Source organism: Rhodoferax sp. (assembly GCF_023701345.1).
Lineage (GTDB): Bacteria > Pseudomonadota > Gammaproteobacteria > Burkholderiales > Burkholderiaceae_C > Rhodoferax.
Window position 1 is genome coordinate 1 of sequence record NZ_JAMPXE010000043.1, and the last position, 24,277, is coordinate 24,277.

At 58.3% G+C, this 24,277-nt stretch carries 28 protein-coding genes; 19 read left to right on the plus strand and 9 right to left on the minus strand.

All coding sequences use genetic code 11. From position 1 onward, the window contains the following. The 3 genes from NDI87_RS07885 to NDI87_RS07895 all read left to right on the plus strand — a co-directional run. Positions 1 to 1,382, plus strand: a 1,382-nt coding sequence (locus NDI87_RS07885) for a thymidine phosphorylase family protein (protein WP_296274525.1), incomplete at its 5' end; no start/stop codon positions are given. Beyond that, a complete protein-coding gene (locus tag NDI87_RS07890; RefSeq protein ID WP_296274526.1) occupies positions 1,363 to 2,262 on the plus strand; it encodes a ribose-phosphate diphosphokinase in 900 nt (299 codons plus the stop codon). The genes NDI87_RS07885 and NDI87_RS07890, both read left to right, overlap by 20 nt. Before the next feature lie 61 nt (positions 2,263 to 2,323). Then, a complete protein-coding gene (locus NDI87_RS07895; protein WP_296274527.1) occupies positions 2,324 to 3,199 on the plus strand; it encodes a TIGR00730 family Rossman fold protein in 876 nt (291 codons plus the stop codon). Here the strand turns inward: NDI87_RS07895 and NDI87_RS07900 are convergent. The 3 genes from NDI87_RS07900 to NDI87_RS07910 form a co-directional block, all read right to left on the minus strand. Continuing rightward, positions 3,187 to 4,275, minus strand: coding sequence for an MFS transporter (locus NDI87_RS07900; protein ID WP_366028533.1), 1,089 nt, complete (start codon positions 4,273 to 4,275; stop codon positions 3,187 to 3,189). The two genes, NDI87_RS07895 and NDI87_RS07900, sit on opposite strands and share 13 nt — an antisense overlap. An 83-nt stretch (positions 4,276 to 4,358) precedes the next feature. Then, positions 4,359 to 5,729: a DNA recombination protein RmuC gene (gene rmuC / locus NDI87_RS07905; RefSeq protein WP_296274528.1), complete on the minus strand. Its 1,371-nt coding sequence runs from the start codon at positions 5,727 to 5,729 to the stop codon at positions 4,359 to 4,361. 43 nt (positions 5,730 to 5,772) lie between these two features. Next, positions 5,773 to 6,753, minus strand: coding sequence for a D-glycerate dehydrogenase (locus NDI87_RS07910; protein WP_296274529.1), 981 nt, complete (start codon positions 6,751 to 6,753; stop codon positions 5,773 to 5,775). 204 nt (positions 6,754 to 6,957) lie between these two features. Here NDI87_RS07910 and NDI87_RS07915 point away from each other — a divergent pair, with 204 nt between their 5' ends. The 10 genes from NDI87_RS07915 to NDI87_RS07960 are packed head-to-tail and all read left to right on the plus strand — an operon-like array spanning position 6,958 to position 14,297. Then, on the plus strand, positions 6,958 to 7,434 hold the full coding sequence (locus NDI87_RS07915; RefSeq protein WP_296274530.1) for a Na+/H+ antiporter subunit E: 477 nt from the start codon (positions 6,958 to 6,960) through the stop codon (positions 7,432 to 7,434). Then, the gene (locus tag NDI87_RS07920) at positions 7,434 to 7,739 is read left to right on the plus strand and encodes a monovalent cation/H+ antiporter complex subunit F (RefSeq protein WP_296274531.1); all 306 of its coding nucleotides are present in this window, start codon (positions 7,434 to 7,436) and stop codon (positions 7,737 to 7,739) included. Before NDI87_RS07915 ends, NDI87_RS07920 begins: the two co-directional genes overlap by 1 nt. After that, complete coding sequence (mnhG, locus tag NDI87_RS07925; protein ID WP_296274533.1) at positions 7,736 to 8,065, plus strand: monovalent cation/H(+) antiporter subunit G; 330 nt, start codon at positions 7,736 to 7,738, stop codon at positions 8,063 to 8,065. The genes NDI87_RS07920 and mnhG overlap by 4 nt, the downstream gene beginning before the upstream one ends. Further along, on the plus strand, positions 8,062 to 8,589 hold the full coding sequence (locus NDI87_RS07930; RefSeq protein ID WP_296274535.1) for a DUF4040 domain-containing protein: 528 nt from the start codon (positions 8,062 to 8,064) through the stop codon (positions 8,587 to 8,589). The genes mnhG and NDI87_RS07930 overlap by 4 nt, the downstream gene beginning before the upstream one ends. Next, positions 8,586 to 9,014, plus strand: a complete 429-nt coding sequence (locus NDI87_RS07935) for a Na(+)/H(+) antiporter subunit B (protein ID WP_296274536.1) — start codon at positions 8,586 to 8,588, stop codon at positions 9,012 to 9,014. The genes NDI87_RS07930 and NDI87_RS07935 overlap by 4 nt, the downstream gene beginning before the upstream one ends. After that, the gene (locus tag NDI87_RS07940; protein ID WP_296274538.1) at positions 9,011 to 9,406 is read left to right on the plus strand and encodes a cation:proton antiporter subunit C; all 396 of its coding nucleotides are present in this window, start codon (positions 9,011 to 9,013) and stop codon (positions 9,404 to 9,406) included. Before NDI87_RS07935 ends, NDI87_RS07940 begins: the two co-directional genes overlap by 4 nt. Next, positions 9,403 to 10,887, plus strand: coding sequence for a monovalent cation/H+ antiporter subunit D family protein (locus NDI87_RS07945; protein WP_296274540.1), 1,485 nt, complete (start codon positions 9,403 to 9,405; stop codon positions 10,885 to 10,887). Before NDI87_RS07940 ends, NDI87_RS07945 begins: the two co-directional genes overlap by 4 nt. Next, on the plus strand, positions 10,887 to 12,353 hold the full coding sequence (locus NDI87_RS07950) for a monovalent cation/H+ antiporter subunit D family protein (RefSeq protein ID WP_296274541.1): 1,467 nt from the start codon (positions 10,887 to 10,889) through the stop codon (positions 12,351 to 12,353). Before NDI87_RS07945 ends, NDI87_RS07950 begins: the two co-directional genes overlap by 1 nt. Before the next feature lie 11 nt (positions 12,354 to 12,364). Beyond that, entirely contained in the window at positions 12,365 to 12,619 is a 255-nt protein-coding gene (locus tag NDI87_RS07955) for a hypothetical protein (RefSeq protein WP_296274543.1), read from the plus strand. After that, positions 12,612 to 14,297, plus strand: a complete 1,686-nt coding sequence (locus NDI87_RS07960; protein WP_296274545.1) for a Na(+)/H(+) antiporter subunit D — start codon at positions 12,612 to 12,614, stop codon at positions 14,295 to 14,297. The genes NDI87_RS07955 and NDI87_RS07960 overlap by 8 nt, the downstream gene beginning before the upstream one ends. A 37-nt stretch (positions 14,298 to 14,334) precedes the next feature. Here the strand turns inward: NDI87_RS07960 and NDI87_RS07965 are convergent, their stop codons facing one another. Both NDI87_RS07965 and NDI87_RS07970 read right to left on the minus strand, forming a co-directional pair. After that, entirely contained in the window at positions 14,335 to 14,553 is a 219-nt protein-coding gene (locus NDI87_RS07965) for a hypothetical protein (RefSeq protein ID WP_296274547.1), read from the minus strand. A gap of 292 nt (positions 14,554 to 14,845) precedes the next feature. Then, positions 14,846 to 16,012, minus strand: a complete 1,167-nt coding sequence (locus NDI87_RS07970; protein ID WP_296274548.1) for a cupin domain-containing protein — start codon at positions 16,010 to 16,012, stop codon at positions 14,846 to 14,848. A gap of 40 nt (positions 16,013 to 16,052) precedes the next feature. Here NDI87_RS07970 and NDI87_RS07975 point away from each other — a divergent pair, with 40 nt between their 5' ends. Next, positions 16,053 to 16,586 carry an FKBP-type peptidyl-prolyl cis-trans isomerase gene (locus NDI87_RS07975; RefSeq protein ID WP_296274551.1) on the plus strand — a complete coding sequence of 178 codons (534 nt, stop codon included), beginning with the start codon at positions 16,053 to 16,055 and terminating at the stop codon, positions 16,584 to 16,586. Positions 16,587 to 16,599: 13 nt separating this feature from the next. Here the strand turns inward: NDI87_RS07975 and dut are convergent, their stop codons facing one another. Further along, positions 16,600 to 17,046, minus strand: a complete 447-nt coding sequence (gene dut, locus NDI87_RS07980; RefSeq protein WP_296274568.1) for a dUTP diphosphatase — start codon at positions 17,044 to 17,046, stop codon at positions 16,600 to 16,602. After that, the gene (coaBC, locus tag NDI87_RS07985) at positions 17,046 to 18,272 is read right to left on the minus strand and encodes a bifunctional phosphopantothenoylcysteine decarboxylase/phosphopantothenate--cysteine ligase CoaBC (protein ID WP_296274553.1); all 1,227 of its coding nucleotides are present in this window, start codon (positions 18,270 to 18,272) and stop codon (positions 17,046 to 17,048) included. Before coaBC ends, dut begins: the two co-directional genes overlap by 1 nt. 91 nt (positions 18,273 to 18,363) lie before the next feature. On the opposite strand from coaBC, the gene NDI87_RS07990 reads away from it, so the two are divergent. From NDI87_RS07990 to NDI87_RS08010, 5 genes are all read left to right on the plus strand, one after another. Continuing rightward, positions 18,364 to 20,031, plus strand: a complete 1,668-nt coding sequence (locus NDI87_RS07990) for a CTP synthase (protein WP_296274556.1) — start codon at positions 18,364 to 18,366, stop codon at positions 20,029 to 20,031. Next, positions 20,031 to 20,888, plus strand: coding sequence for a 3-deoxy-8-phosphooctulonate synthase (gene kdsA / locus NDI87_RS07995; protein ID WP_296274559.1), 858 nt, complete (start codon positions 20,031 to 20,033; stop codon positions 20,886 to 20,888). Before NDI87_RS07990 ends, kdsA begins: the two co-directional genes overlap by 1 nt. Before the next feature lie 54 nt (positions 20,889 to 20,942). Continuing rightward, complete coding sequence (eno, locus tag NDI87_RS08000; RefSeq protein WP_296274561.1) at positions 20,943 to 22,226, plus strand: phosphopyruvate hydratase; 1,284 nt, start codon at positions 20,943 to 20,945, stop codon at positions 22,224 to 22,226. 8 nt (positions 22,227 to 22,234) lie between these two features. Beyond that, a complete protein-coding gene (locus NDI87_RS08005; RefSeq protein ID WP_296274563.1) occupies positions 22,235 to 22,513 on the plus strand; it encodes a septum formation initiator family protein in 279 nt (92 codons plus the stop codon). Positions 22,514 to 22,769: 256 nt separating this feature from the next. Further along, positions 22,770 to 23,588: a sulfite exporter TauE/SafE family protein gene (locus NDI87_RS08010; protein ID WP_296274564.1), complete on the plus strand. Its 819-nt coding sequence runs from the start codon at positions 22,770 to 22,772 to the stop codon at positions 23,586 to 23,588. 79 nt (positions 23,589 to 23,667) lie between these two features. Here the strand turns inward: NDI87_RS08010 and rplI are convergent, their stop codons facing one another. Together rplI and rpsR are read right to left on the minus strand one after the other, a co-directional pair. Then, on the minus strand, positions 23,668 to 24,120 hold the full coding sequence (gene rplI, locus NDI87_RS08015; RefSeq protein ID WP_296274565.1) for a 50S ribosomal protein L9: 453 nt from the start codon (positions 24,118 to 24,120) through the stop codon (positions 23,668 to 23,670). 11 nt (positions 24,121 to 24,131) lie between these two features. Further along, the coding region (gene rpsR, locus NDI87_RS08020; protein ID WP_296274569.1) for a 30S ribosomal protein S18 at positions 24,132 to 24,277 on the minus strand (146 nt) is incomplete at its 5' end.

Here is a 24,277-nt window from a genome sequence, read left to right on the forward strand (position 1 = left end):
ACGTGGTCGATGACGCCGCCATCGTGGGTTGCCATGAACTGGGGCTTTCTGAAGATGCCTTTTTACAGCTTGCTCTCCCGCAAGGCCATGTGGTGTCGGTGGCGCAGGCCGAGCCACCCGCCTCGATCGGCGCGCTCTACCGACAAATTGCGGGCGAACGCCTGGGTCGTGAAGACTTTCAGGGCATCGTGAATGACATCGCCGAGCTTCACTACTCAAAAATCGAACTGACCGCCTTTGTGGTCGCCACCAACCGCGATGAACTGGACCGCGAGGAAGTCTATTTTTTGACCGAAGCGATGGCTGACAGCGGCAGAAAACTCGACTGGCATGACACCCTGGTGGTGGACAAACACTGCATTGGCGGCATCCCCGGCAACCGCACGTCGATGCTGGTGGTGCCGATCGTTGCCGCACACGGCCTGCTCTGTCCCAAAACATCGTCGCGTGCCATCACTTCGCCCGCCGGTACCGCCGACACCATGGAAGTGCTGGCCAATGTGGAGCTGCCTTTCGAGCAATTGGCAGACATCGTGCGGGATCACCGCGGCTGCCTGGCCTGGGGCGGTACCGCCAAGCTGTCGCCGGCTGACGATGTGCTGATTGCGGTGGAGCGACCGCTGGCCATTGACTCACCCGGACAAATGGTGGCCTCCATCCTGTCGAAAAAAATCGCTGCCGGCTCGACCCATCTGGTGCTTGACATCCCGATTGGTCCGACCGCCAAAGTGCGCTCCATGCCCGAGGCGCAGCGGCTGCGCAGACTGTTCGAATATGTCGCCAGTCGCCTGCACCTGTCGCTCGATGTGGTCATCACCGACGGGCGTCAACCGATCGGACGCGGCATTGGCCCGATGCTGGAGGCGCGCGACGTGATGCGCGTGCTGGAGAACGACCCGCAAGCACCCAACGACCTGCGGCAAAAAGCCTTGCGCCTGGCCGGACGGCTGATTGAATGCCATCCCGATGTGCGTGGCGGCGACGGTTTTTCGATCGCACGCGATATTCTGGATTCGGGCCGCGCGCTCGCGAAGATGAACGCCATCATTGCGGCCCAGGGCGCCAAGGATTTTGACTACAACAATCCACCCCTTGCGCTGCTGACCTTCGAGGTCCGCGCGCCCACAGACGGTGTGGTCACCAATATTGACAATTTGCAGGTGGCCCGCATCGCCCGCTTGGCCGGTGCGCCCAAAGTGGCCGGTGCGGGCATCGACCTGTTTCAAAAGCTGGGGGATGCCGTGATGGCGGGAGACCTTTTGTACCGGGTCCATGCCAGCTATCAAAGCGACCTGAGCTTCGCGCGCCAGGCCAGCGCCAGGTCCAACGGCTACACCCTGGGCAAGGCCAGCGAGGTGCCGCATGTCTTTGTGGAGTTCTGATGCCATGCTGTTGTACTTTGAAGATGAGTTGAACAGCGCCACACGCCTGGCACAGGCGGCCCAACGGACAGCCATCATGGTGGAGCGGCACCGTTTTCCCGATGGTGAAATCAAGTTGCGCCTGCCCGATGCCTTGCCCGCACAGGTGTTGATTCTGCGCACGCTGAACGACCCAAATGACAAACTGATTGAACTGCTGCTGGCGGCGCAGACCGCGCGCACGCTCGGCGCAAAACACCTGACGCTGGTGGCACCGTATCTGGCCTACATGCGCCAAGACATGGCCTTTCGCCCCGGCGAGGCCATCAGCCAGCGCATTGTCGGAAAGTTCATCGCGGACTTGTTTGACGCGGTGATCACCGTCGACCCGCACCTGCACCGGGTCGCGACCCTGCAGCAAGCCGTGCCCGTGGCCCATGCAGTGGTTCTCAGCGGAGCACCGTTGCTTTCGGACTGGATTGCAGCGCGGCGACAGCGGCCTTTGCTCATCGGACCCGATGAAGAATCGGCGCAGTGGGTCGCGCTGGCGGCGCAACGCCACGCCTTTGATCACGCGGTATGCCGCAAGGTGCGCCACGGCGACCGGGACGTCGATGTTGCGCTGCCCAATGTGGCGCTGGCTGGGCGACAGGTGGTTCTGCTCGATGATGTGGCCAGCACGGGGCATAGCGTCGCCCGCGCAGCCCAACTGCTGCTGGCAGCGGGTGCCGCGTCGGTCGATGTGGCGGTCACCCACGCTCTGTTCTCGGGCAAGGCCCTGCAGGTGATGCAGGACGCGGGCATCGGTGAAGTCTGGAGCACCGATTGTGTGATACATCCCAGCAATGCCGTCTGCATGGCCAACGCCCTTGCCGCTGCCATCAATGGCGCCCGAAATTAATTGGAATCTGACCCCAATTAACCAATTAATTCTGTCACTATTTTCACCCACAATGACCGCCATGAATCAAATCAAGAATACGCCCCAGCACCTGACCGAACGTCGCCTGGCAGATGCTTGGGCCGAACTGCAAAATTACGCCGACCAAGGCAACCCGTTGGAAGCCGATGCCTACCGTCTGGCATTTGCCGACCCCGAGTTCCTGCTGCGCCGGGAAACCCGCGGCATTCGCTTTCAACTGGAAATGCTCAAGCCTGATCTGGACCAGGCTGAGCAGGGTATCGAAAGTACGGTGGTGGTGTTTGGCAGCGCCCGCTTTCCAGCACCGGAAGACGCCAAGAACAGCCTCTACGAGGCACAACTCAGCGGTGACGCCAGTGCTCTGGCTGTGGCGCATCGGCTGGTGCGTAACGCCCGCTATTACGACCAGGCACGCTTGTTTGCCCGACTGGTGGCTGGTTACAGCATGCATCGCCGACCCGAGGAGCGCCTGTTCATTGCTACCGGCGGAGGCCCCGGCATCATGGAAGCCGCCAACCGTGGCGCGCATGAAATGGGCGCTCCGAGCGTCGGGCTGAACATCGCCCTGCCCCACGAACAAAAGCACAATGCTTACGTCACGCCCACCCTCAGCTTCAAGTTTCACTACTTTGCGCTGCGCAAAATGCACTTCATGATGCGCGCCAAGGCGTTGGTGGCTTTTCCCGGCGGCTTTGGTACGCTGGACGAACTGTTTGAAGTCATCACCCTGGTGCAGACCCGCAAGGCCAAGCCCGTGCCCATCGTGCTGTATGGCACCGAGTACTGGAAACGCCTGATCAATATCGACACCCTGGTCGAGGAAGGCGCGATCGCCGCGGAAGACCTCAAGCTGTTCCAGTATGTGGATGAGCCTGAAGCCGCCTGGGCGGTGATCAAGGATTTTTACGGTTTGTGAGCGGGCGGGCGCAAGTGCCAGGCCGAGCGCGCCCCGGCCGCCACGCTGGCACCTACCGTCCAGAACACCAACGACACGCCCATCACGGCGCCCGCGCTGCCAAACAGCATGGGCATCAGGACGCTGGACGCGTTGATGGCCATCAAACGGAAGCCCAGGGCCTCGCCATGGCGTGCCTCGGGCGTGATCTGGTGCAAGGTGCTCATGATCATGGGCTGCACCGAGCCCAGCGAAACGCCCAATAACACAGAGCACAGGCCCATCGTCAGCGCGTCGGGCATGAACGGGTAAATCGCAAACAGCACGGCGGTGGCCAGCATGGCCGTGGTCACCACCACCCATTCATGCAAGTGGGCCGCCAACAGCGGCAAGGCAACCCGGACGGCCGTTGCGGCCAGGGCGAAGCTGCCCAAAATCGCCCCAATGGCCGAGGCGCTCAAGCCGCGCTCATACCCCAGCACCGGCACCACAAAAGTATGAACGTCCCAGCAGGAGGACAGCAACCAGTTCACCAGCATCAGCCTGCGGATCATCGGATCACGGAGCAAATCCCAGGCGCCCCCCTTGCCTGCACCGGTTTTGACCGGTACCGGGGGCAGCTCCACGGTATGGCGCACCCACAGCCAGGTCATCAGGGGCATACAGGCGAGCGCAAAAAATGCCACCCGGAAACCAGCCAGGTCAATCAGCAAACCGGCCATCAACGGACCGACAAAATTCGCCAGCGCCGGGCCAATCGAGAGCCAGCTGAACATGCGCTTGAGCTCGGTGTTGTTTTGCGCCGAGCGCCCGACATGGCGCTGCAGGCTGATGGACGCCACGCCGGTGGCACCGCCGGTCATCAGGGCGCTCAGGCACAGCACAGGGAAGATTGGAAATGCTACCGCCAGCCCGGCACCCGCACTGGCGGCCAGCACGCAAATACCCACGGGTCGTTTGAATCCGTTGCGATCCGCATAACGACCGGCAGGCAGTGCCAAAAACACCTGGGTCAGGGCAAACAAGGACAGCAACAAGCCCACCGCCAGGGCGCTGTGCCCCTCGCGCAGCGCCATCAGCGGAGCGGCCAGACGCATCCCCGCCATGCAGGCGTGCAAACTGATATGCCCGCCGATCAGGCGGGCCAGCGCCACCGAGCCCAGCGGGGCGATGGCAGCAGTCACGACTGCGCAGGCCCTTCTGCGCTGTCGAAATCAGTGTCGTGCACGATCAGCGCAGCGCTTTGGGTGTCAGACAAAGCCTCGACATTTTTAAGCGCTCGTCCCATGGCCCGGCTGCGGGTTTGCGCGCCGTCAATGGTTTTGAGCACGGTCTCGGTTTGCGACTTGACCCTGGCCAGCACATCGCCAAATTTGCCAAATTCGGTTTTGACGGCGCCCAGCACCTGCCAGACTTCGCTGGAGCGCTTCTCCAGCGCCAGAGTTCTGAAGCCCATTTGCAGCGAACTCAGCATGGCCAGCAAGGTGGTTGGCCCCGCCAGCGTGACCCGGCTGTCGCGCTGCAAGGACGCCATCAGGCCGGGGCGGCGCAGCACCTCGGCGTACAGGCCTTCGGTGGGTAAAAACAGAATGGCAAAGTCGGTGGTGAACGGTGGCTCCAGGTATTTTTCAGCGATTGATTTGGCTTCCAGGCGAATGCGCTGTTCCAGAGCACGGGCAGCCAATTCTGCCCCCGGCGCATCGGCACGGCCCTGGGCATCGAGCAGGCGCTCGTAGTCCTCATTGGGGAACTTGGCATCGATCGGCAGCCACAAGGGGACACCTGAATCGGACCGGCCCGGCAACCGGACAGCAAAGTCAACCACATTTTTGCTGCCCGGCCGCGTCGCCACCTGCGCCGCGTACTGGTCAGGCACAAACACCTGCTCCAGCAGCGATGCCAGTTGCGCCTCGCCAAAAATACCGCGTGTCTTGACATTGGTGAGCAGGTGCTTGAGGTCACCCACGCCTTGCGCCAGGGTCTGCATTTCGCCCAGGCCCTTGTGGACCTGCTCCAGCCGATCGGCCACCTGTTTGAAGCTCTCACCCAAACGCGACTGCAGCGTGCTTTGCAGCTTTTCGTCGACCGTGGCACGCATTTCATCGAGCTTGCCCGCATTGCTGGTCTGCAATTGCGCCAGCTGCTTTTCGAGCGTTTCACGGATCTCACTCATGCGCCGGGCGTTGGACTCGCTCAACCCGGACAACTGGTTGGTGAGCGTGTCGTGCAGGTTTTTTTGCAGCAAGGCCAGTTGCTGTCCAAAGGCATCGATTTGCGTGTTTTGCGTGCGCGTGGCCTCGGCGCCCTGTTGCACCAGGGTTTGCTGAAAAGTGGAAAGAGTCAGCGCGAGTTCCTGGCGGCTGTCGCGAGAAGCCTCAAGAATGTCCCGGCGCAGTTCGCGCTCCAGCCGATCCGTGCTCTCCTTGACTTGCTGCATCAGAGGCTCGGCAGCGGACGTCTCGTCCCTGGCGAGCCGCATGAAGACAAAAAACAGAACGACTGTATTCAGGACGCCAATCAGCAGCAGGAACCAGACAAGGAGATCGTTCACGTTTAATTTTTCCCGGTTTGCATCAATTTGACCGTGCCGTGCATCAAGCCTTCACAAGCTGCGGGTTCAGCGGCGTCAAGGCTTTGCCGTGCACCAAGTAGCCGATCAGGTTGTCAGCGGCGAGTTTCGCCATGGCCAGGCGGGTGGGCATGGTGGCGCTGGCAATGTGCGGCGTGAGCACCACATTGGGCACGGTCAACAAATCCGGATGCACCCTGGGTTCACCCTCGAACACATCGAGTCCTGCCGCGGCAATGGTGCCTTGCTTCAAGGCGGAGGCCAGAGCGACATCGTCCACGATGCCGCCACGCGCAATGTTGATCAGCGTGGCGGTGGGTTTCATTTGTGCCAATTCCGCTGCACCGATGGCGTGGTGTGCCTCGGGTGAGTATGGCAATACCAAAATCAGATGGTCAGACTGCTGCAACAACTCCGTTTTACTGACCAGGGTCGCGCCGCAAGCCGACTCGGTGGCGGCGTCCAGGCGTGAGCGGTTGTGATAGATGACTTTCATGCCAAAACCGTGCGCGCCACGCCTGGCGATGGCCTGACCAATGCGCCCCATACCAAAAATGCCAAGCGTGCTGCCGTGCACATCAGAGCCGGCGAACATGTCATAGCGCCAACTGTTCCACAAACCGGCACGCAAAAACCGCTCGCTTTCCGCCATGCGCCGGGCCGTGGCCATGACCAGCGCAAAGCCAAAATCGGCGGTGGTTTCGGTCAGGACATCGGGGGTGTTGGTGGCCAGCACGCCGGCAGCGGTCATGGCATCGAGGTCAAAGTTGTTGTAACCCACGGCCATATTGGCGCAGATTTTGAGATCGGGACAAGCCGCCAAAAGGTCGGCATCAATGCGCTGGCTGCCAGTGGTGAACGCACCCTGCTTGCCTTGCAACTGCTCGATGAGCTGTGCCGGGGTCCAAAGCACATCTTCCTGATTGGATGTGACATGAAAATGCTGCTCCAGCAGCGTCAATATTTCCGGAAAAACAGCACGCGCAACCAAAATATTCGGTTTCATCTTAAGACTCCTGACACGGTTGAAATGCGTGAAGCATGATTTTTTAAAGTACCATTGTCCTCGATCAAATGGGATTTTTGACACCTTGAGGCTCTTCCCCGTGCCACTATTTTCCTGAATTTCTACACTCGATTTTGACGGTATCAATACCATTTCAGACTTGTCTACAATCGCGCAAATTCAAAAATTTCAACATTCATTCCCGTGATTCGTTCCTTCAGCCTGTTCACTTTTTTATACCTCTTCTGGCTCTTGCTGTCAGGCTTTTTTACGCCATTTTTGCTGGCGTCGGGTGTGGGTTGTGCGTTGGCTGTGACCTGGTTTGCACGACGCATGAACGTCGTTGACGATGAAGGGCACCCGGTCCAATTGGGGCCTCGTGCCTTGATCTATTGGGTCTGGCTCTTCAAGGAAATCCTCAAATCGGGATGGGATGTCAGCAAAATCATTGTGCATCCCAAATTACCCATCAGCCCGACGCTGGTGCGCTTCAAGCCTTCCCAAAAAACGGATGTCGGCCTGGTGCTGCACGCCAACTCCATCACGCTGACACCCGGCACCATCACGATTGATGCCCATGCCAAAGAATTTTTGGTGCACGGCCTGACCCGCACCGCTGCGCATGGCGTAGTGGACAGTGAAATGGACCGGCGTGTCACAGGCTGCGAGGGCAAGGCCTGATGTTCTCGGTCGCCGCCATTGCGCTGCTGGTCACACTGGCACTGGCCCTGGCGCGCGCCACTTTGGGACCAACGGTTTTCGACCGGGCGCAGGCAGCCAACACCATTGGCACGGTGGCAATGCTGCTGCTGGCGGTCCTGGGGTTCCTGAACGGGCGTCCCGAGTTTTTGGATCTGGCCATCGTTTACGGCTTGTTGAATGTGATCGGCACAATTGCGGTTTTGAAGTATTTCCGGCGCGGGGATCTGGGCGACCCGGGTGATGAAAAAGAAGAGTCCACTGCAAAAGAAGAGCCCACCGCATGAATTTATTCATCACGATTGTGAGTTGGTTGAGCTTGACGCTTGGCGGTATTTTTTGCATTGTGGGCGCCATTGGCTTGCTGCGCATGCCAGATTTTTATACCCGGATGCATGCCGCCAGCGTGATCGAAACGTTGGGTGCTGGCCTGATCTTGTTGGGCCTGATGTTGCAGGCGGGGCTCACCTTGGTGACCGTCAAACTGTTCATGCTGGGCGTGATGATCCTGTTTGTCAGCCCGACAGCCACGCATGCGCTGGCACGTGCCGCCATGGTGCGAGGGCTCAAGCCGCTGTTAGCCGTTGAGGAGAAAACACCATCGAAACCTTGATCATCAACGTGCTGATGTTAATGATGGCGGTGAGTGTTCTGGTCATCATCCGCAGTCGCAACCTGTTTGGCGTGATTGTGCTCAGCGGCATCTACAGCTTTCTGATGGCCACCGTGCTGGTGGCCATGGACGCGGTTGACGTGGCCATGACCGAAGCAGCCGTGGGCGCGGGCATCTCGACTGTTCTCTTGCTGGGTGCGCTCTATCTGGGGAAAAGTGAAGAGGCTCATCCACCCAACAAACCATTTCTGCCGCTTTTGGTCTCACTGTCTGTCGGCGGCATGTTGGTCTACGGCACCCTTGGCCTGCCTGAATTCTCGGACCCCAAGGCACCGATTCACACACATGTTGCACCACGATATCTTAACGAGGTCAAGCAAGAGGTCGACGTCCCCAATGTGGTCACAGCCGTCTTGGCCAGTTACCGTGGCTATGATACTTTGGGCGAAACCACGGTAGTCTTCACCGCCGGCGCCGGGGTTGTCGCCCTGTTGCGACGTCGCCGCAAGGGACGCAAGCTATGAGAAACGACCTGATCCTGCGGGTGATTGCCAAGCTGCTGATCCCGTTCATTTTGCTGTTTGCCCTGTATGTGCAGTTTCATGGCGACTTTGGTCCGGGTGGTGGTTTCCAGGCGGGCGTGATTCTGGCGGCTGCAGTTATTTTTTATGCCCTGATCTATGGCTTGGCCGATGCCCGCAAAGTGGTTCCCGAGCCCCTGGTGGAATCCATGATGGCGATTGGTGTCCTGATCTACGCGGGGGTCGGCGTGGCGGGTTTGCTGCTGGGCGGCAATTACCTTGATTACTTTGTGCTCGACCCCAACCCGGTGCTCGGCCAGCATCGCGGCATTTTCTGGGTCGAGGTGGGCGTGGCCACCACGGTATCGGGTGTCATGCTGAAAATTTTTTACATGTTCGCTGACCGCAGCAAGGTGGACGAAGAATGAGCGGCGCAACGACCACCATGACACTGGGCAGTCACTTCACCTATTTCATCACGATATTTCTGATGGTCGCGGGCTTGTTCATTGTCACCTCGCGCACGAACCTGATCAAGAAACTGATCGGCCTCGGTATTTTTCAGACCTCGGTTTATCTGCTCTACATTGCACCTGCCAAACTGATTGGCGGCACAGCACCCATCCTGAGTGACGCATTCACGGTTTATTCCAACCCCCTGCCCCACGTCCTGATTCTGACGGCCATCGTGGTGGGGGTGGCGACCCTGGCATTGGGTCTGGCCCTGGTGGTGCGCATTCGCGAGGCCTACGACACCATCGAAGAAGATGACATCCTGGACCTGGAAACCCAATCAGAAGGCGACGGTAACGCAACATGAATTTGGCCCAGCACCTGCCTGCATTGCAAGTTGTTGTTCCCCTGATCGCGGCACCACTCACGGTCTTGCTGCGCCGGCGCAGTGTGGCATTCGCCGTGGCGCTGGTGGCAAGCTGGATTGCCCTGGCGATCTCGGTCCTGTTGTGCTTGCAGGTTGCCAGCAGCGGCACCATCAGTTACGCCATCGGTAGCTGGCCGGCACCCTGGGGCATCGAATACCGGATTGACCGTTTGAACTCTTTCATGCTGGTGCTGGTGTCCGGCATTGCCGCCCTGGTGCTGCCTTTCAGTCGTGCCAGCATCGAAGCCGAAGTACCGCCACCACAGCACTATCTTTTTTACACCATGTTTGTGTTGTGCCTGGCCGGGCTGCTCGGCATTGTGATCACCGGTGATGCTTTCAATATTTTTGTTTTCCTGGAAGTCTCCTCGCTGTCGGCCTATGCGTTGATTGCGCTCGGACGCGATCGCCGGGCGCTGTTTGCAGCTTACCAGTACCTGCTCATGGGTTCCATCGGCGCCTCATTTCTGGTCATCGGGATCGGCTTGCTTTACCTCATGACAGGTACGCTGAACCTGGCTGACATGGGGCTGCGTATTGCCTCGGTACAGGGCACGCGGCCGGTATTGGCAGCATTGGCCTTCATTACCGTAGGCGTCTCGCTCAAGCTGGCGCTGTTCCCGCTGCACCAGTGGTTACCCAATGCCTACACCTATGCACCCTCGGCGGTGTCGGCCTTTTTGGCGGCAACGGCCACCAAGGTGGCGGTGTATGTGCTGCTGCGCTTCTATTTCACAGTGTTTGGTGAATCAGCGGTATTTGCCAAGCTGCCGATGGCGCAAATGATGCTGGTGCTGGCGCTGGCCGGCATGTTTGCTGCGTCCACCATCGCCATTTTTCAGACCGACCTGAAGCGGCTGTTTGCCTATTCCAGCGTGGCGCAAATCGGCTACATCATTCTCGGCCTGTCATTTAACTCGGTCAGCGGCCTGACCGCCAGCATCGTGCACCTGTTCAACCATGGTGTGACCAAGGGCGCCATTTTCATGCTGCTGGGGTGTGTCGCACTCGGCGTAGGTGGCACCAGCCTGGCGCGGGTGCAGGGTCTTGGCAAGCGCATGCCACTGACCAGCTTTGGCATTGTGATCGGCGGACTGTCCCTGATGGGCGTGCCGGGCACGGCCGGTTTTATCAGCAAGTGGTATTTGCTGTTGGCAGCGCTGGAAAAAGGCCAGTGGTGGCTGGTCTTCATGATTGTGTTGTCGTCCCTGCTGGCCGCCGTTTATGTCTGGCGTTTTGTCGAAGCAGCGTATTTGCGTGAGCCGCGCCAGGACACGGCCAATGTCGCACCTACGCCCTGGTTGATGTCGGTTCCCACCGCTATTTTGGTGCTTGCCATTGTGTATTTCGGACTCGACACTTCGTTCACCATCGGCACCGCCGCTGACGCTGCTGCGGCACTGATTGGGGGCTCTCGCTGATGCTGACACCCGAACAAGCCATCCTGGCGTCCATGGCGCTGCCGCTGGCGGGCGCTATATTGATCTCATTGGCAAGGCGTCTACCCAATCTGCGCGAAGCCATCACCTTGTCCACCGCCGCCATGCTGCTGGCGGTGGTGTTGACGCTGCTGCCGCTGGTGATGGCTGGCGTGCGCCCCAGCCTGGTCTTGTTCAGCTTGCTGCCGGGCCTGGACATTGCATTTCAGGTCGAGCCGCTCGGCATGCTATTTGGGCTCATTGCCTCTGGCTTGTGGATTGTCAACTCGCTGTACTCGATCGGTTACATGCGTGGCAACAAGGAAGCCCATCAGACACGATTTTTCGTCTACTTTGCGCTTTCAATTGCCGCCACCATGGGCATTGCTTTTTCGGGCAACCTGTTTACCCTGTTCATCTTCTACGAAGTGTTGACGCTCAGCACCTACCCTCTGGTCACCCACGCCGGCACTGAAAAAGCGCGCGACGGCGGGCGTGTTTACCTCGGTCTGCTGTTGAGCACGTCCACCGTTTTCCTGCTGCCGGCCCTGGTCTTCATCTGGTACATCGCGGGTTCCACCGACTTCACGGTGGGCGGCCTCCTGGCCGACAAGCTCCAACCCGGCGAGTTGGCTGTGTTGCTGGGCTTGTGCGTTTTCGGCATCGGCAAAGCGGCGCTGATGCCGTTTCACCGCTGGCTACCCGCCGCCATGGTGGCACCAACGCCAGTGTCGGCACTGCTGCATGCGGTGGCCGTGGTCAAGGCCGGTGTCTTCAGCGTGGTCAAGGTGATGGTGTACGTGTTTGGCGTTGACACCCTGGCAACAGCTGGCGCCACCAACTGGCTGGTGGCCGTGGCCGGGTTCAGCATCATTGCGGCCTCTGTGGTGGCGCTGACGGCAGACAACCTGAAACGTCGGTTGGCCTACTCCACGGTCAGCCAGCTGTCTTACGTCACGATGGCCGCCGCCCTGCTGGCGCCCTTGTCGCTGGTGGGTGCGGTAATGCATATTGCAGCCCACGCCGTTGGCAAGATCACACTCTTCTTTGCCGCTGGCGCCATCTACACCGCGGCCCACAAAACCGAGGTCAGCCAGCTCGACGGCATCGGCCGGCGCATGCCCTGGACCATGGCCGCATTTGCCATCGCGGCCTTGTCGATGATCGGCCTGCCCCCGGCGGCAGGTTTTATTTCCAAGTGGTACATGCTGTCGGGTGCCATGGCCAGCCAGCACTGGCTGGCGGTCATGGTTATCGTGTTGAGCACACTGCTCAATGCTGGTTATTTCCTGCCCATTGTTTACCGCGCCTTCTTTGTCGCGCCGCCCGCCGATCCGCATGGCCATCCACACGGAGAAGCACCCTTGCCGATGGTGATCGCCTTGACTGTCACGGCCGCAGCAACGGTGCTGTTGTTTTTCTTTCCTGACGTGCCGTTGGCGCTGGCCCGTCAAATGATCAACCCGTAAGGACGAAACCAATGGATGAAAAAAACCACTGGCTGGATCAGCCCCGCCATATCAAACTGTTGTGGCGCGGTTTTCTGCTTGCGCTCGTGCTCACGGTGCTGGCTGAGTTTCTGGTTTCCATGCACCCGCATTTTGCGATTGAGTCCGTCTTTGGTTTTAACGCCTGGTTTGGCTTGCTGATGTGCGCCTTTCTGGCTGTTATTGCCATGGGTTTGGCACAAGTGCTGAAACGACCTGACACCTATTACGGCAAAGACAATGACTGAGGTTTTGTTTCATCCCGGGCTGGTGCTCATTGTTGGCGCCCTGCTGCTGCCTTTGTTGCGCGGTGCGGTGCGCTCGGTTGCCATCGTGGCTTTGCCACTGGTCGTACTGGCGCTGGTGTGGCAGGTGCCTGACGGACCCGCCTGGCAACTGCGCTTTCTGGACTACACCATCACACCACTGCAAGGCGACAAGCTATCGCGCCTGTTTGCCACCATCTTCTCGCTCATGGCAGCCGGCGGCGGCTTGTTCGCGATATCGCAAAAAAGCCGCCTTGAAGTGCCAGCGGCGTTTGTTTATGCCGGCTCTGCCATCGGCGTGACCCTGGCCGGGGATCTGATCACGGTCTTCGTCTTTTGGGAACTGATGGCCGTTGGCTCAACACTTGTGTTGTGGAGCCAGGGCACGCAGAGTGCTTACCGAGCAGCCAGGCGCTACTTGATGATCCACCTGTTGGGTGGCGTGGTGCTGTTTGCCGGTGTCACCGGTCACATCGTCAACACCGGGGATGTGACTTTCACGCGCATGATGCTTGACTCGCCGGCACACTGGCTGATTCTGATCGGGTTTCTGATCAACGTCGCTGCACCGCCACTGTCGGCCTGGTTGCCTGATGCCTACCCTGAGGCCTCCTGGAGCGGCACCGTGTTCCTGTCGGCATTCACCACCAAGACCGCGGTGTATGTGCTGATTCGTGGCTTTCCGGGCACCGAGCTGCTGATCTGGCTCGGCCTGTTCATGGCCTTCTACGGCATTATTTACGGTCTGCTTGAAAACGACATACGGCGTATCCTGGCCTACACCATCGTCAACCAAGGCGGTCTGATGATGGTCGGCATCGGCATTGGCACCGAGATGGCTCTCAACGGTGCGGCCGCGCAGGCTTTTGCCGGCGTCATTTACGTTGCACTGTTACTGATGTCGGCGGGCTCGGTCATGCAAATGACGGGCAAACGCAGGTGCTCCGAGCTGGGTGGTCTGGTGCGCACCATGCCCCTGACAGCAGCTTGCGGCACGATCGGTGCGCTGGCGATTTCGGCGTTCCCGCTCACCTCCGGCTTCGTCTCAAAATCCATGGTCTCGCAGGCCGCACTCGATGGCCACTTGCTGTGGGTCTGGCTGTTGCTGACGGCCGCTTCGGCCGGCGTGTTTCTGCATGCCGGCATCAAATTTCCCTGGTTTGTTTTTTTCCAGAAAGACTCGGGGCTGCGCCCGTCCGAACCGCCAGTGAGCATGCGCTGGGCCATGGTCGTCTTCTCTTTTCTTTGCATCGCCCTGGGTGTCTGGCCTGAACTACTTTATGCGCTTCTGCCCTACAGCGTGAACTATGTGCCCTATACCGGAGCCCATGTGGTGACACAGCTGCAGTTGCTGCTGTTCTCGGGCTTGGCATTCTTTGTCATGCTGCCCTACCTGAAACGCACGCTGACCATCACCCTCGATACGGATTGGCTCTGGCGCATCTTGCTGCCTACCCTGTTGTGCAAGGTCGGCATGCCACTGGTCAAGGCGTGGAACATGTTGGTCCACGCTGCCTATGTGCTGATCATGGAATCCACGGCACTGGTGCTTTACCAGCATCGCCAGGATGGGCAGTTTGCGCGAACCTGGTCCACCAGAAGCATGGCCTTGTGGGTGTTGGTCCTGCTGTTGGGTTTCCTAATCCTTTACTACGTCTGAACCTGGACCGAACTTTTTTTCTTATCACAGACTGTAATCAAGCCATTCGCGTGAGCACCTTCAACGCACCACAAAAAAAGCCACCCGAAGGTGGCTTTTTTGAAGCAGCAAAAAGCTGATTACTTGGAAGCGGCAGCCTTGGCAGCTTCGGCAGCAGCGTCAGCAGCCTTCTTGGCAGCATCAGCAGCAGCGTCAGCAGAAACTGCAACAGCGTCGGCAGCAGAGGTGGCAGCAGCGGCAGCAGTAGCAGCAGCATCAACCACAGCAGCAGCAGCAGCAGGTGCTTCCACGGGAGCCGGTGCAGGTGCAGGAGCTTCTTCTTTTTTGCCGCAGGCAGCCAGAGCAGCAGCAGCGATCACAGCGATCAGAACGAGAGATTTATTCATGTGTAGTACCTGATAAAAAAACAATTTCCGGAAATTGATTTGTGGTGCCCCACAAAACCAGGCCGGTTAACTTAATGTTTACCGGCTTGGGGGCAAATTATAGTTTGGAACTACTGGTTTTTACGCTTGACTGATAACTCAATATATGTTTGCAACAATCTATTACATTCGTAATTCATCTCCAGATTGAACATCCAGCCACCCTGCAGAACACCATGAAGCTAACAAAAGAAGCGCTTGCGCACTGAGCCTTGCTACATCCCGACCCGTCAAATAGCGTGCATTGGCCAAAGCACGCATCAAGGTGACATCCCTACCCGAGGCACTGAAACTCTCGCCATTGATGAAAACATGGTGAGCATCAAACATCATGCGGGTACGACGGTCCAGACGGATCCCCTGCGCTTTCAATGCCTTCGTATCATCAGCCGACTCGGTACGCGCTTCAAACCAGACATTGGGCTTGGGCTCGGTCATGTATTCGCCCAGGCCGCGTGCCAGGGCTTGGCTATCCTGCAGGGCGTCTTGCAACGCATCCTGGGCAAATTCCAGCATCCTGGCCGGAATTTCAGCAGGTTGATCCACGGCGGGTTGATCGGGATCGCGGTACAAATCCACACCCACCGCCTCCTCGGCCTCTTCGGCCAAGCGTTGTAGCAGCTCCTGTGCCAGCTCGGCCCGGTTGGGAATACGAAAACCAATGGAATAGGTCATGCATTCACCCACAGCAATGCCGTCATGAGCATAACGCGGTGGCAAATACAGCAGGTCACCGGGCTCCAGCACGTACGCCACTTCAGGCTCGAAGTTGGCCAGGATTTTCAAGGGAACATCGGGCTGCAAGCTGAAATCTTTCTGGCGACCAATGCGCCAGCGTCGTTGGCCCTGGGCCTGCAACAAAAACACGTCGTAACTGTCGAAGTGCGGCCCGACGCCACCGCCATCAGTGGCAAAACTGATCATCAGATCATCCAGCCGGGCATCGGGCACAAAACGAAACTCGTTCATCAATTCATGGACGCGGTCATGGTGCAAATCGACGCCCTGCACCAAAATCGTCCAACCCGGCTGTTTCAGGGGTGGCAAGGCACGGCGCTGAAACGGCCCGTGCTTGAAGCGCCATCCCGGCTTGCTGCCTGGCTCCTGAATCACCATGCGAGTTTGGACATCTTCGTTGGCGGCCAGTTCAAACAGTTGTGCGCGGTCCAGCAGGGGTTTGAAGTTGGGGATAGCCTGCCTGACCAGCAGAGGCTTCTTTTGCCAGTAGCGCTTCATGAACACTTGGGGGCTGATACCGCCTAATAAAGGCAGCGCTTGGGTGACATCCATGGGGTTCTCCGATCGGTTTTTTGTCTGCGACAATTCTCGTATGGAAATCACACAACAATGCGTCGTCGCTTTAACTTGGACACTCAAGGACTCTTTGGGTGAGGAACTGGACGTGCTCGAAGAGCCTGTGGAGTTTTTGGTGGGGGGCGGTGACTTGTTCGAAGTCATTGAAACCGCGCTGCAAGGCCACACGGTCGGAGCCACATTGAACCTGCACATCGAGCCCGAGCAGGGCTTTGGCGAGTTCAACGACCAACTGATCTTTCTGGAACCCCGCGAACTCTTTCCAACCGAGCTCGAGGAAGGCATGACGTTCGAGGGCACCGCCCTGCCCGCAGGCTGTACCCCGGACATGCCGCAAGATGTGCTCTACACCGTGACCGACATTTACCCCGAACATGTGGTGCTGGACGGAAACCATCCGCTCGCCGGCATTGGACTGCATCTGACACTGCAGGTGCGCGCTGTGCGGGAAGCCACCGAAGCCGAAATTGGCTGTGGCAGTGCGGGCACCGGCTTTTTCAAGATCACGCCCGTGCACAGTATGGCGCCGGGCAGCGATTTACTGCAATAGAGTCCTCGACCGCTCAGGCTTTGCCTGTTGAGCCGTAACCGCCTTCACCACGCTCGCTGGCCGGGAACTCGGTCACCACATTGAACTGCGCCTGCACCACCGGCACGATCACCAGTTGCGCAATGCGCTCCATGGGTTCGATGGTGAACGCGACATCGCTGCGATTCCAGGCGCTGACCATCAATTGGCCCTGGTAATCGCTGTCGATCAGGCCGACCAAATTACCCAACACGATGCCGTGCTTGTGACCCAGGCCGGAGCGCGGCAGAATCATCGCGGCAAAACCGGGGTTATGCAGATAGATCGCAATGCCGGTGGGCACCAGTTGCCAGGCATTGGCTGCCAGCGTCAGCGGCGCATCCAGGCAGGCGCGCAAATCCAGACCGGCACTGCCGGGCGTGGCATAGGCGGGCAGCAGGTCCGCCATGCGCGGGTCGATCACTTTGACATCAATCTTCATCATGCAGAGGCTCCAGCACCCAGGCGTTGGGCAATTTCAGCGATAAGTTGACGCGCCAACGAGAGCTTGGTATCGCGCGACATCTCACGGGTGCCGGTTTCATCAACCAGCAACAAGGCGTTGTCATCCTGACCAAAAGCATCGGGGCCAATGTTGCCCACCAGCAGCGGCACACCCTTGCGTTGCCGCTTGACTTGGGCGTTGGCCAACAGGTCGTGGCTTTCGGCAGCAAAACCCACGCAATACAGCGACTGGCTCCTACCTCGCTCCGACTGTGCCAGCGTGGCCAGGATGTCGGGGTTTTCGACAAAGTGCAACTCCGGGGGCTGACCACTGCCGTCTTTCTTGATTTTTGACGCCGAGGCGTTGGCGGGGCGCCAGTCTGCCACGGCCGAGGTCGCAATAAAAACACTGGCTTTATCCGCTTGTCCTGTCACAGCGGCCAACATGTCCAGAGCTGATTTCACATTGATCCGGTTGACGCCACGCGGCGTGGGCAGGCTCACCGGCCCGGCCACCAGGGTCACCATGGCACCGGCTTCACGCGCGGCGCGGGCAATGGCAAACCCCATCTTGCCACTCGACAGATTGGTGATGCCACGCACCGGGTCAATCGCTTCATACGTGGGGCCTGCCGTCACCAGCACATGCTGACCGCTTAATACTTTGGGTTGAAAAAAGGCGATCAGCTCGTCCAGCAACTCAAGCGACTCCAGCATTCGGCCATCGCCCGTTTCGCCACACGCCTGGTCACCATGGCCCACACCCAGCACCCGGGCGCCGTCAAGCTGCACCTGCGCCACATTGCGCCGGGTCGCGGGGTGTTGCCACATTTCGCGGTTCATGGCCGGCGCGATCAACAGGGGCACCCGGTCTGCCGGGCGTGCCAGGCACATCAAACTGAGCAAATCATCGGCCTGGCCCTGGGCCAGCTTGGCGATCAGGTCGGCGCTGGCAGGAGCTATCACCACGGCATCGGCATCGCGCGACAGGTTGATATGCACCATGTTGTTGGCTGCCCGTGTGTCCCACTGCGAACCATAGACCGGGCGTTGGCTCAGGGCCTGCATCGTGACCGGGGTCATGAATTGCTCTGCCGCTTGCGTCATGACCACCTGCACCGTAGCACCGGCCTTGATCAGCAAACGGCACAACTCGGCTGACTTGTAGCAGGCAATACCACCCGAGAGACCCAAAACAATGTGTTTTCCAGCTAAATCTTTCATGCGCAGCAATGTAACAGACCGAGAAGAAGGCATGAAGGCGCCCCCTATAATCTCGCTTTACCAGCTTCCCGAGTTCAAAACTCACTCTGACATGACCAAATTTGTCTTCGTCACCGGCGGTGTAGTGTCTTCCCTTGGCAAGGGAATCGCTTCCGCTTCTTTGGCTGCGATCCTCGAATCGCGCGGCCTCAAAGTTACCCTGATCAAGCTCGACCCCTATCTGAATGTGGACCCCGGCACCATGTCGCCATTCCAGCATGGCGAGGTGTTTGTAACGGACGATGGCGCCGAAACTGATCTTGATCTGGGTCACTATGAGCGTTTCATTGAAACGCGCATGAAGAAACCCAACAATTTCACCACGGGTCAAATCTACAAAAGCGTGCTCGAAAAAGAGCGCCGGGGTGACTACCTTGGCAAAACGGTGCAGGTCATCCCGCACGTCACCAACGAAATTCAGGACTTTATCAAGCGCGGCGCCGGTTTTGGCACCCCGGAGGCGGTTGATGTGGCCATTGTGGAAATTGGCGGCACCGTCGGCGACATTGAGTCGCTGCCCTTTCTGGAGGCGGTACGCCAACTCAGCCTGCAACTGGGCCCCAACAACAGCGCTTTTGTGCATTTGAGTTATGTCCCCTGGATTGCCGCAGCGGGCGAGCTCAAAACCAAGCCGACGCAGCACACCGCCAAACAATTGCGTGAAATCGGGATTCAGGCAGACGCCCTGCTGTGCCGCGCCGACCGCCCGATTCCCGAGGAAGAAAGGCAAAAAATTTCGCTTTTCTCCAATGTGCCGCTGTGGGGTGTGATTTCCATGTGGGACGTGGACACCATCTACAAGGTGCCGCGCATGTTGCATGAACAGGGTCTGGATGGCCTGATCTGCGACAAGTTGCGCCTGAACACGCCGCCCGCCAGTCTCAAGCGCTGGGACGAGCTGGTGTATGAAACAGCCCACCCGCAAGGCGACGTCAACATCGTCATGGTGGGCAAATACGTGGAATTGAGCGACAGCTACAAATCGCTGAACGAAGCCTTGCGCCATGCCGGCATGAAAAATCATGTACGCATCAAGATCGACTACATCGACTCCGAAACCATCACCCCCGACAACGTCGCGCGGCTGGCCAAGTTCGATGCGATTCTGGTGCCAGGTGGCTTTGGCGTGCGCGGCGTGGAAGGTAAAATATGCGCGGCCCGTTTTGCCAGGGAAAACAAGGTGCCCTACCTCGGCATCTGTTTGGGCATGCAGGTCGCCACCATCGAGTTTGCGCGCCATGTGGCCGGCCTCACCGAGGCCAACAGCACTGAATTTAACCCCGCCACGCCCCAGCCCGTGATTGCCCTGATCACCGAATGGAAAGACGAGGACGGCAGCATCAAGACCCGCAACGAAGACTCCGACCTGGGCGGCACCATGCGCCTGGGTGCGCAAAGCTCTGATGTGACCAAAGGCACGCTGGCCCACAAAATTTATGGCGATGTGGTCACCGAGCGCCATCGCCATCGCTATGAAGCCAATGTCAATTATCTCGACACGCTGCGTCAGGCGGGCCTGGTGATCTCTGCGCTGACGCAGCGTGAGCACCTCACAGAAATTGTGGAACTGCCGCAAGACGTCCATCCCTGGTTTGTGGGTGTGCAGTTTCACCCGGAGTTCAAGTCCACACCGTGGGACGGGCATCCCCTTTTCAATGCCTTCGTTCGGGCCGCGCTGGAGCATCAAAAACTGCCCAACACCCTGAAGGCGGTGGCCTGATGAAGCTGTGTGGTTTTGATGTCGGCTTGCATCGGCCATTTTTTCTGATTGCCGGCCCCTGTGTCATTGAGTCCGAGCAATTGCAGATGGACACGGCCGGTACCTTGAAGGAAATCACGACAAGCCTCGGTATTCCCTTCATTTTCAAAAGCAGTTTTGACAAGGCCAACCGCTCCAGCGGTGGCACGTTTCGGGGTCCTGGCATAGACAAGGGCCTTGAGATTCTGGCCAAGGTCAAGCGCGAACTGGGCTTGCCAGTGCTCACTGATATTCACTCGGAAGACCAGATCGCCCAGGTGGCGGCGGTGGTTGACGTGTTGCAAACCCCGGCTTTTTTGTGCCGCCAGACCGATTTCATTCGGGCCGTGGCGCAGTCCGGCAAGCCCGTCAACATCAAAAAGGGACAGTTTCTGGCGCCCGGTGACATGAAGAATGTGATCGACAAAGCCCGCGCTGCCGCCCGTGAAATAGGACTGCCTGAAGACAACTTCATGGCCTGCGAACGAGGTGTCAGTTTTGGCTACAACAACCTGGTGAGCGACATGCGCTCGCTGGCCATCATGCGCGACACCGGTGCGCCGGTGGTGTTTGATGCCACCCACTCGGTGCAATTGCCCGGCGGCCAGGGCACCAGCAGCGGCGGCCAGCGCGAAATGGTTCCCGTGCTGGCGCGTGCGGCCGTCGCAGTGGGTGTGGCGGGTCTGTTCATGGAAACCCACCCGGACCCCGCCAAAGCGCTGAGCGACGGCCCCAACGCCGTGCCGCTCAAACACATGAAAGCCTTGCTTGAAACCCTGTTGGCACTGGACCAAGTGACCAAACGGCACGGATTTCTTGAGAATCATTTTGCAGCTTGAGCAGAGTGCTCAGGCTATTGTCCACTTGAACCTTGTTTTTAAAGAAAGAAACCCATGAGTGCAATCGTTGATATTGTTGGTCGTGAAATTCTGGACTCCCGTGGCAATCCCACGGTCGAGTGCGATGTGTTGCTGGAATCTGGCACCATGGGCCGCGCTGCGGTACCGTCTGGCGCCTCCACAGGCAGCCGTGAGGCCATCGAGTTGCGTGATGGTGATAAAACCCGCTACCTGGGTAAAGGCGTTCTGAGAGCTGTTGGGTACATCAACACCGAAATTTCTGAGGCCGTGCTCGGGCTGGATGCGTCCGAACAAGCCTTTCTGGACAAAACTCTCATTGAACTCGATGGCACGGAGAACAAGAGCCGCCTGGGTGCCAACGCCATGCTGGCCGTGTCCATGGCCGTGGCCCGGGCTGCCGCTGAAGAATCCGGCTTGCCGTTGTACCGCTATTTCGGCGGCATGGGTGGCATGCAGCTACCGGTACCGATGATGAACGTGATCAATGGCGGCGCGCACGCCAACAACAGCCTCGACTTGCAGGAATTCATGATCATCCCGCTGGGCGCACCCAGCTTCCGGGAAGCCCTGCGTTATGGCGCTGAAGTGTTCCATGCCCTGAAGAAAATCATCGACGAAAAAGGCATGAGCACCGCCGTCGGTGACGAAGGTGGCTTTACCCCCAGTGTGGAAAACCATGAGGCCGCGATTCAGTTGATCTTGCAGGCGATCGACAAGGCCGGCTACACCGCGGGTGAGCAAATTGCCATTGGCCTGGATTGTGCCGCCAGCGAGTTTTACAAAGACGGCCAGTACCACCTCAAAGGCGAAGGCCTGGTTTTGAGTGCTGAAGCCTGGACCGATATGTTGGCCACCTGGGTTGACAAATACCCGATCATCAGCATTGAAGACGGCATGGCCGAAGGCGATTGGGACGGCTGGAAAGTTTTGACTGATCGCCTGGGTAAACAGGTGCAAATTGTGGGCGACGATCTGTTTGTCACCAACACCAAAATCTTCAAAGAAGGCATCGACAAGGGCATTGCCAATTCGATCCTGATCAAGATCAACCAGATCGGCACCTTGACCGAAACCTTTGCCTGCATCGAAATGGCCAAAAAAGCAGGCTACACGGCGGTCATCAGCCACCGTTCGGGAGAAACCGAAGACTCCACCATTGCCGACATCGCAGTGGGTACCAACGCCCTGCAAATCAAAACGGGCTCGCTCAGCCGCTCCGACCGCATGGCCAAATACAACCAGTTGCTGCGCATTGAAGAAGACCTGGGTGAGATCGCCAGCTACCCAGGTCGCGCGGCCTTTTACAACCTGCGCTAAAGCCTGCCATGGGCTCACGTTCGGTGATGCTCTCCCTGATCGCATTGCTCGTGATACTCCACGGGCAATTGTGGTGGGGGCGCGGCAGCATTCCCAACGTGACCCAGTTGCAAATGCAACTCAAAGCGCAAGCCGAGCTTAACCAGCAAGCGGCCCAGACCAACCAGCAACTTGCTGCTGAAGTTCGTGATTTGAAAGAGGGACTTGAAATGGTTGAGGAAAAGGCGCGCATGGAACTCGGCATGATCAAGGTCAATGAAATATACGTACTGATTGCGCGACCTTGATCGTTGCATCATTTTCATGAATTTCTTGCCACAGCAAGCCCTGGCAACACTACAATCAATTTGCCTGCCGTGTATGCCGGGTTTTATATTTCCTTGAACCAATGCTCTAAGAGCTCGGGCTTGGAACATTGTCTTGTCAGCGTGATCGTCTCGCGTCAGATGAACCCAAGACACAGACTGACCTCGCCCACCTGAACCCCGGTTCAGGATGCGGACCCGGTGACATGCGCAGGCACCCTACTCACTGCGTTTTCCCATGTTCCTTGAACCCCTTTTGATTGCTGAACTGGCGACACTCGGCTTGTGTACGGGCTTTCTGGCTGGTCTTCTTGGCATTGGTGGCGGCATGATCATGGTGCCATTCGTGAGCATCATCCTGACCAACCGTAGCGTAGCGCCTGAACTGACCATCAAGATGGCCATTGCCACCTCGATGGCGACCATTGTTTTCACATCCATCTCCAGTGTCCGCGCCCATCACAAACGGGGGGCTGTGCGCTGGGATCTGGTTAAAAAACTGGCACCCGGCATTGTTCTGGGTGGCATGCTCGCCAGCATGGGTGTTTTTTCCCTGCTCAAAGGGTCCTCGCTGGCCATTTTCTTTGCGCTGTTTGTCGGTTTTTCTGCGACACAGATGTTTCTCGATAAAAAACCGCCGCCAAGTCGGGAAGTTCCCGGGACAGTTGGCTTGCTCGGCGCCGGCTCGGTGATTGGTTTTTTCTCCGGACTGGTAGGTGCCGGTGGCGGCTTTATCAGCGTACCGTTCATGACTTGGGTGAATGTTTCGATCCACAACGCTGTTGCCACGTCTGCCGCGCTGGGGTTTCCAATCGCCCTGGCCAACACGACAGGCTACATCTTGAGTGGATTGAGCCTCGGGAATTTGCCGCCCTACTCAATGGGTTATATCTGGTTGCCGGGTTTGCTCGTCATTGCGAGTTGCAGCGTTTTAACTGCTCCCCTGGGCGCCAAAGCCGCACACAAGCTCCCGGTCAAACGCCTTAAACGCATCTTTGCCAGCATTTTGTATCTTCTGGCGGCTTATATGCTGTTCAAAGGCCTGACAACTTCATAACAACGCCGCGTCCATTCGGCCATTCAAGCAAAAAAAACCGCCCGTGTTGCCACTGGCGGTTTTTTTGAACGAAGCGGTATCAGGCGGTTTCGCCGTAAACCGAAACGGTAATATCAACCACCACGTCCGTGTGCAGCGCCACACTGACCGTGCTGTCACTGACCGTCTTGATCGGGCCATTGGGCATGCGAACTTGAGACTTGGCCACAGCAAAGCCTGACTTGGTCAGTTCTTCTGCAATGTCAGCATTGGTCACAGAACCAAACAGGCGGCCATCCACACCCGCCTTTTGGGTCAGCTTGCAGGTGATACCGGCCAGCTTTTCACCAACGGCCTGGCATTCAGCCAATTTGGCTGCGGCGGCTTTTTCGAGCTCGGCACGACGTGCTTCGAACTCATGTTTGGCAGACTCGGTGGCACGACGGGCGCGGCCAGAAGGAATCAGGAAATTGCGGGCATATCCGTCTTTAACACGAACGATTTCACCCAGGTTACCAAGGTTCACCACCTTGTCGAGCAGAATGATTTGCATGGTTGTGGTCCTTAGATCTTGTGCTGGTCGCTGTAAGGCAACATCGCCAAAAAGCGGGCGCGCTTGATGGCCGTGTTGAGCTGGCGCTGGAAAATAGCGCGTGTACCCGTCAAGCGGGCGGGGATGATCTTGCCATTTTCAGCAATGAAATCACGCA

What these genes read in the sequence shown, in the direction of transcription:
- NDI87_RS07890 (WP_296274526.1), top strand. Translation starts at nt 1,363, where the DNA reads ATGTCTTTGTGGAGTTCTGATGCCATGCTGTTGTACTTTGAAGATGAG.
- NDI87_RS07895 (WP_296274527.1), top strand. Translation starts at nt 2,324, where the DNA reads ATGAATCAAATCAAGAATACGCCCCAGCACCTGACCGAACGTCGCCTG.
- NDI87_RS07900 (WP_366028533.1), bottom strand. Translation starts at nt 4,275, where the DNA reads ATGCGTCTGGCCGCTCCGCTGATGGCGCTGCGCGAGGGGCACAGCGCC.
- NDI87_RS07910 (WP_296274529.1), bottom strand. Translation starts at nt 6,753, where the DNA reads ATGAAACCGAATATTTTGGTTGCGCGTGCTGTTTTTCCGGAAATATTG.
- NDI87_RS07920 (WP_296274531.1), top strand. Translation starts at nt 7,434, where the DNA reads ATGTTCTCGGTCGCCGCCATTGCGCTGCTGGTCACACTGGCACTGGCC.
- mnhG (WP_296274533.1), top strand. Translation starts at nt 7,736, where the DNA reads ATGAATTTATTCATCACGATTGTGAGTTGGTTGAGCTTGACGCTTGGC.
- NDI87_RS07935 (WP_296274536.1), top strand. Translation starts at nt 8,586, where the DNA reads ATGAGAAACGACCTGATCCTGCGGGTGATTGCCAAGCTGCTGATCCCG.
- NDI87_RS07940 (WP_296274538.1), top strand. Translation starts at nt 9,011, where the DNA reads ATGAGCGGCGCAACGACCACCATGACACTGGGCAGTCACTTCACCTAT.
- NDI87_RS07945 (WP_296274540.1), top strand. Translation starts at nt 9,403, where the DNA reads ATGAATTTGGCCCAGCACCTGCCTGCATTGCAAGTTGTTGTTCCCCTG.
- NDI87_RS07950 (WP_296274541.1), top strand. Translation starts at nt 10,887, where the DNA reads ATGCTGACACCCGAACAAGCCATCCTGGCGTCCATGGCGCTGCCGCTG.
- NDI87_RS07955 (WP_296274543.1), top strand. Translation starts at nt 12,365, where the DNA reads ATGGATGAAAAAAACCACTGGCTGGATCAGCCCCGCCATATCAAACTG.
- NDI87_RS07960 (WP_296274545.1), top strand. Translation starts at nt 12,612, where the DNA reads ATGACTGAGGTTTTGTTTCATCCCGGGCTGGTGCTCATTGTTGGCGCC.
- NDI87_RS07965 (WP_296274547.1), bottom strand. Translation starts at nt 14,553, where the DNA reads ATGCTGCTGCTACTGCTGCCGCTGCTGCCACCTCTGCTGCCGACGCTG.
- NDI87_RS07970 (WP_296274548.1), bottom strand. Translation starts at nt 16,012, where the DNA reads ATGGATGTCACCCAAGCGCTGCCTTTATTAGGCGGTATCAGCCCCCAA.
- NDI87_RS07975 (WP_296274551.1), top strand. Translation starts at nt 16,053, where the DNA reads ATGGAAATCACACAACAATGCGTCGTCGCTTTAACTTGGACACTCAAG.
- dut (WP_296274568.1), bottom strand. Translation starts at nt 17,046, where the DNA reads ATGAAGATTGATGTCAAAGTGATCGACCCGCGCATGGCGGACCTGCTG.
- coaBC (WP_296274553.1), bottom strand. Translation starts at nt 18,272, where the DNA reads ATGAAAGATTTAGCTGGAAAACACATTGTTTTGGGTCTCTCGGGTGGT.
- NDI87_RS07990 (WP_296274556.1), top strand. Translation starts at nt 18,364, where the DNA reads ATGACCAAATTTGTCTTCGTCACCGGCGGTGTAGTGTCTTCCCTTGGC.
- kdsA (WP_296274559.1), top strand. Translation starts at nt 20,031, where the DNA reads ATGAAGCTGTGTGGTTTTGATGTCGGCTTGCATCGGCCATTTTTTCTG.
- eno (WP_296274561.1), top strand. Translation starts at nt 20,943, where the DNA reads ATGAGTGCAATCGTTGATATTGTTGGTCGTGAAATTCTGGACTCCCGT.
- NDI87_RS08005 (WP_296274563.1), top strand. Translation starts at nt 22,235, where the DNA reads ATGGGCTCACGTTCGGTGATGCTCTCCCTGATCGCATTGCTCGTGATA.
- NDI87_RS08010 (WP_296274564.1), top strand. Translation starts at nt 22,770, where the DNA reads ATGTTCCTTGAACCCCTTTTGATTGCTGAACTGGCGACACTCGGCTTG.
- rplI (WP_296274565.1), bottom strand. Translation starts at nt 24,120, where the DNA reads ATGCAAATCATTCTGCTCGACAAGGTGGTGAACCTTGGTAACCTGGGT.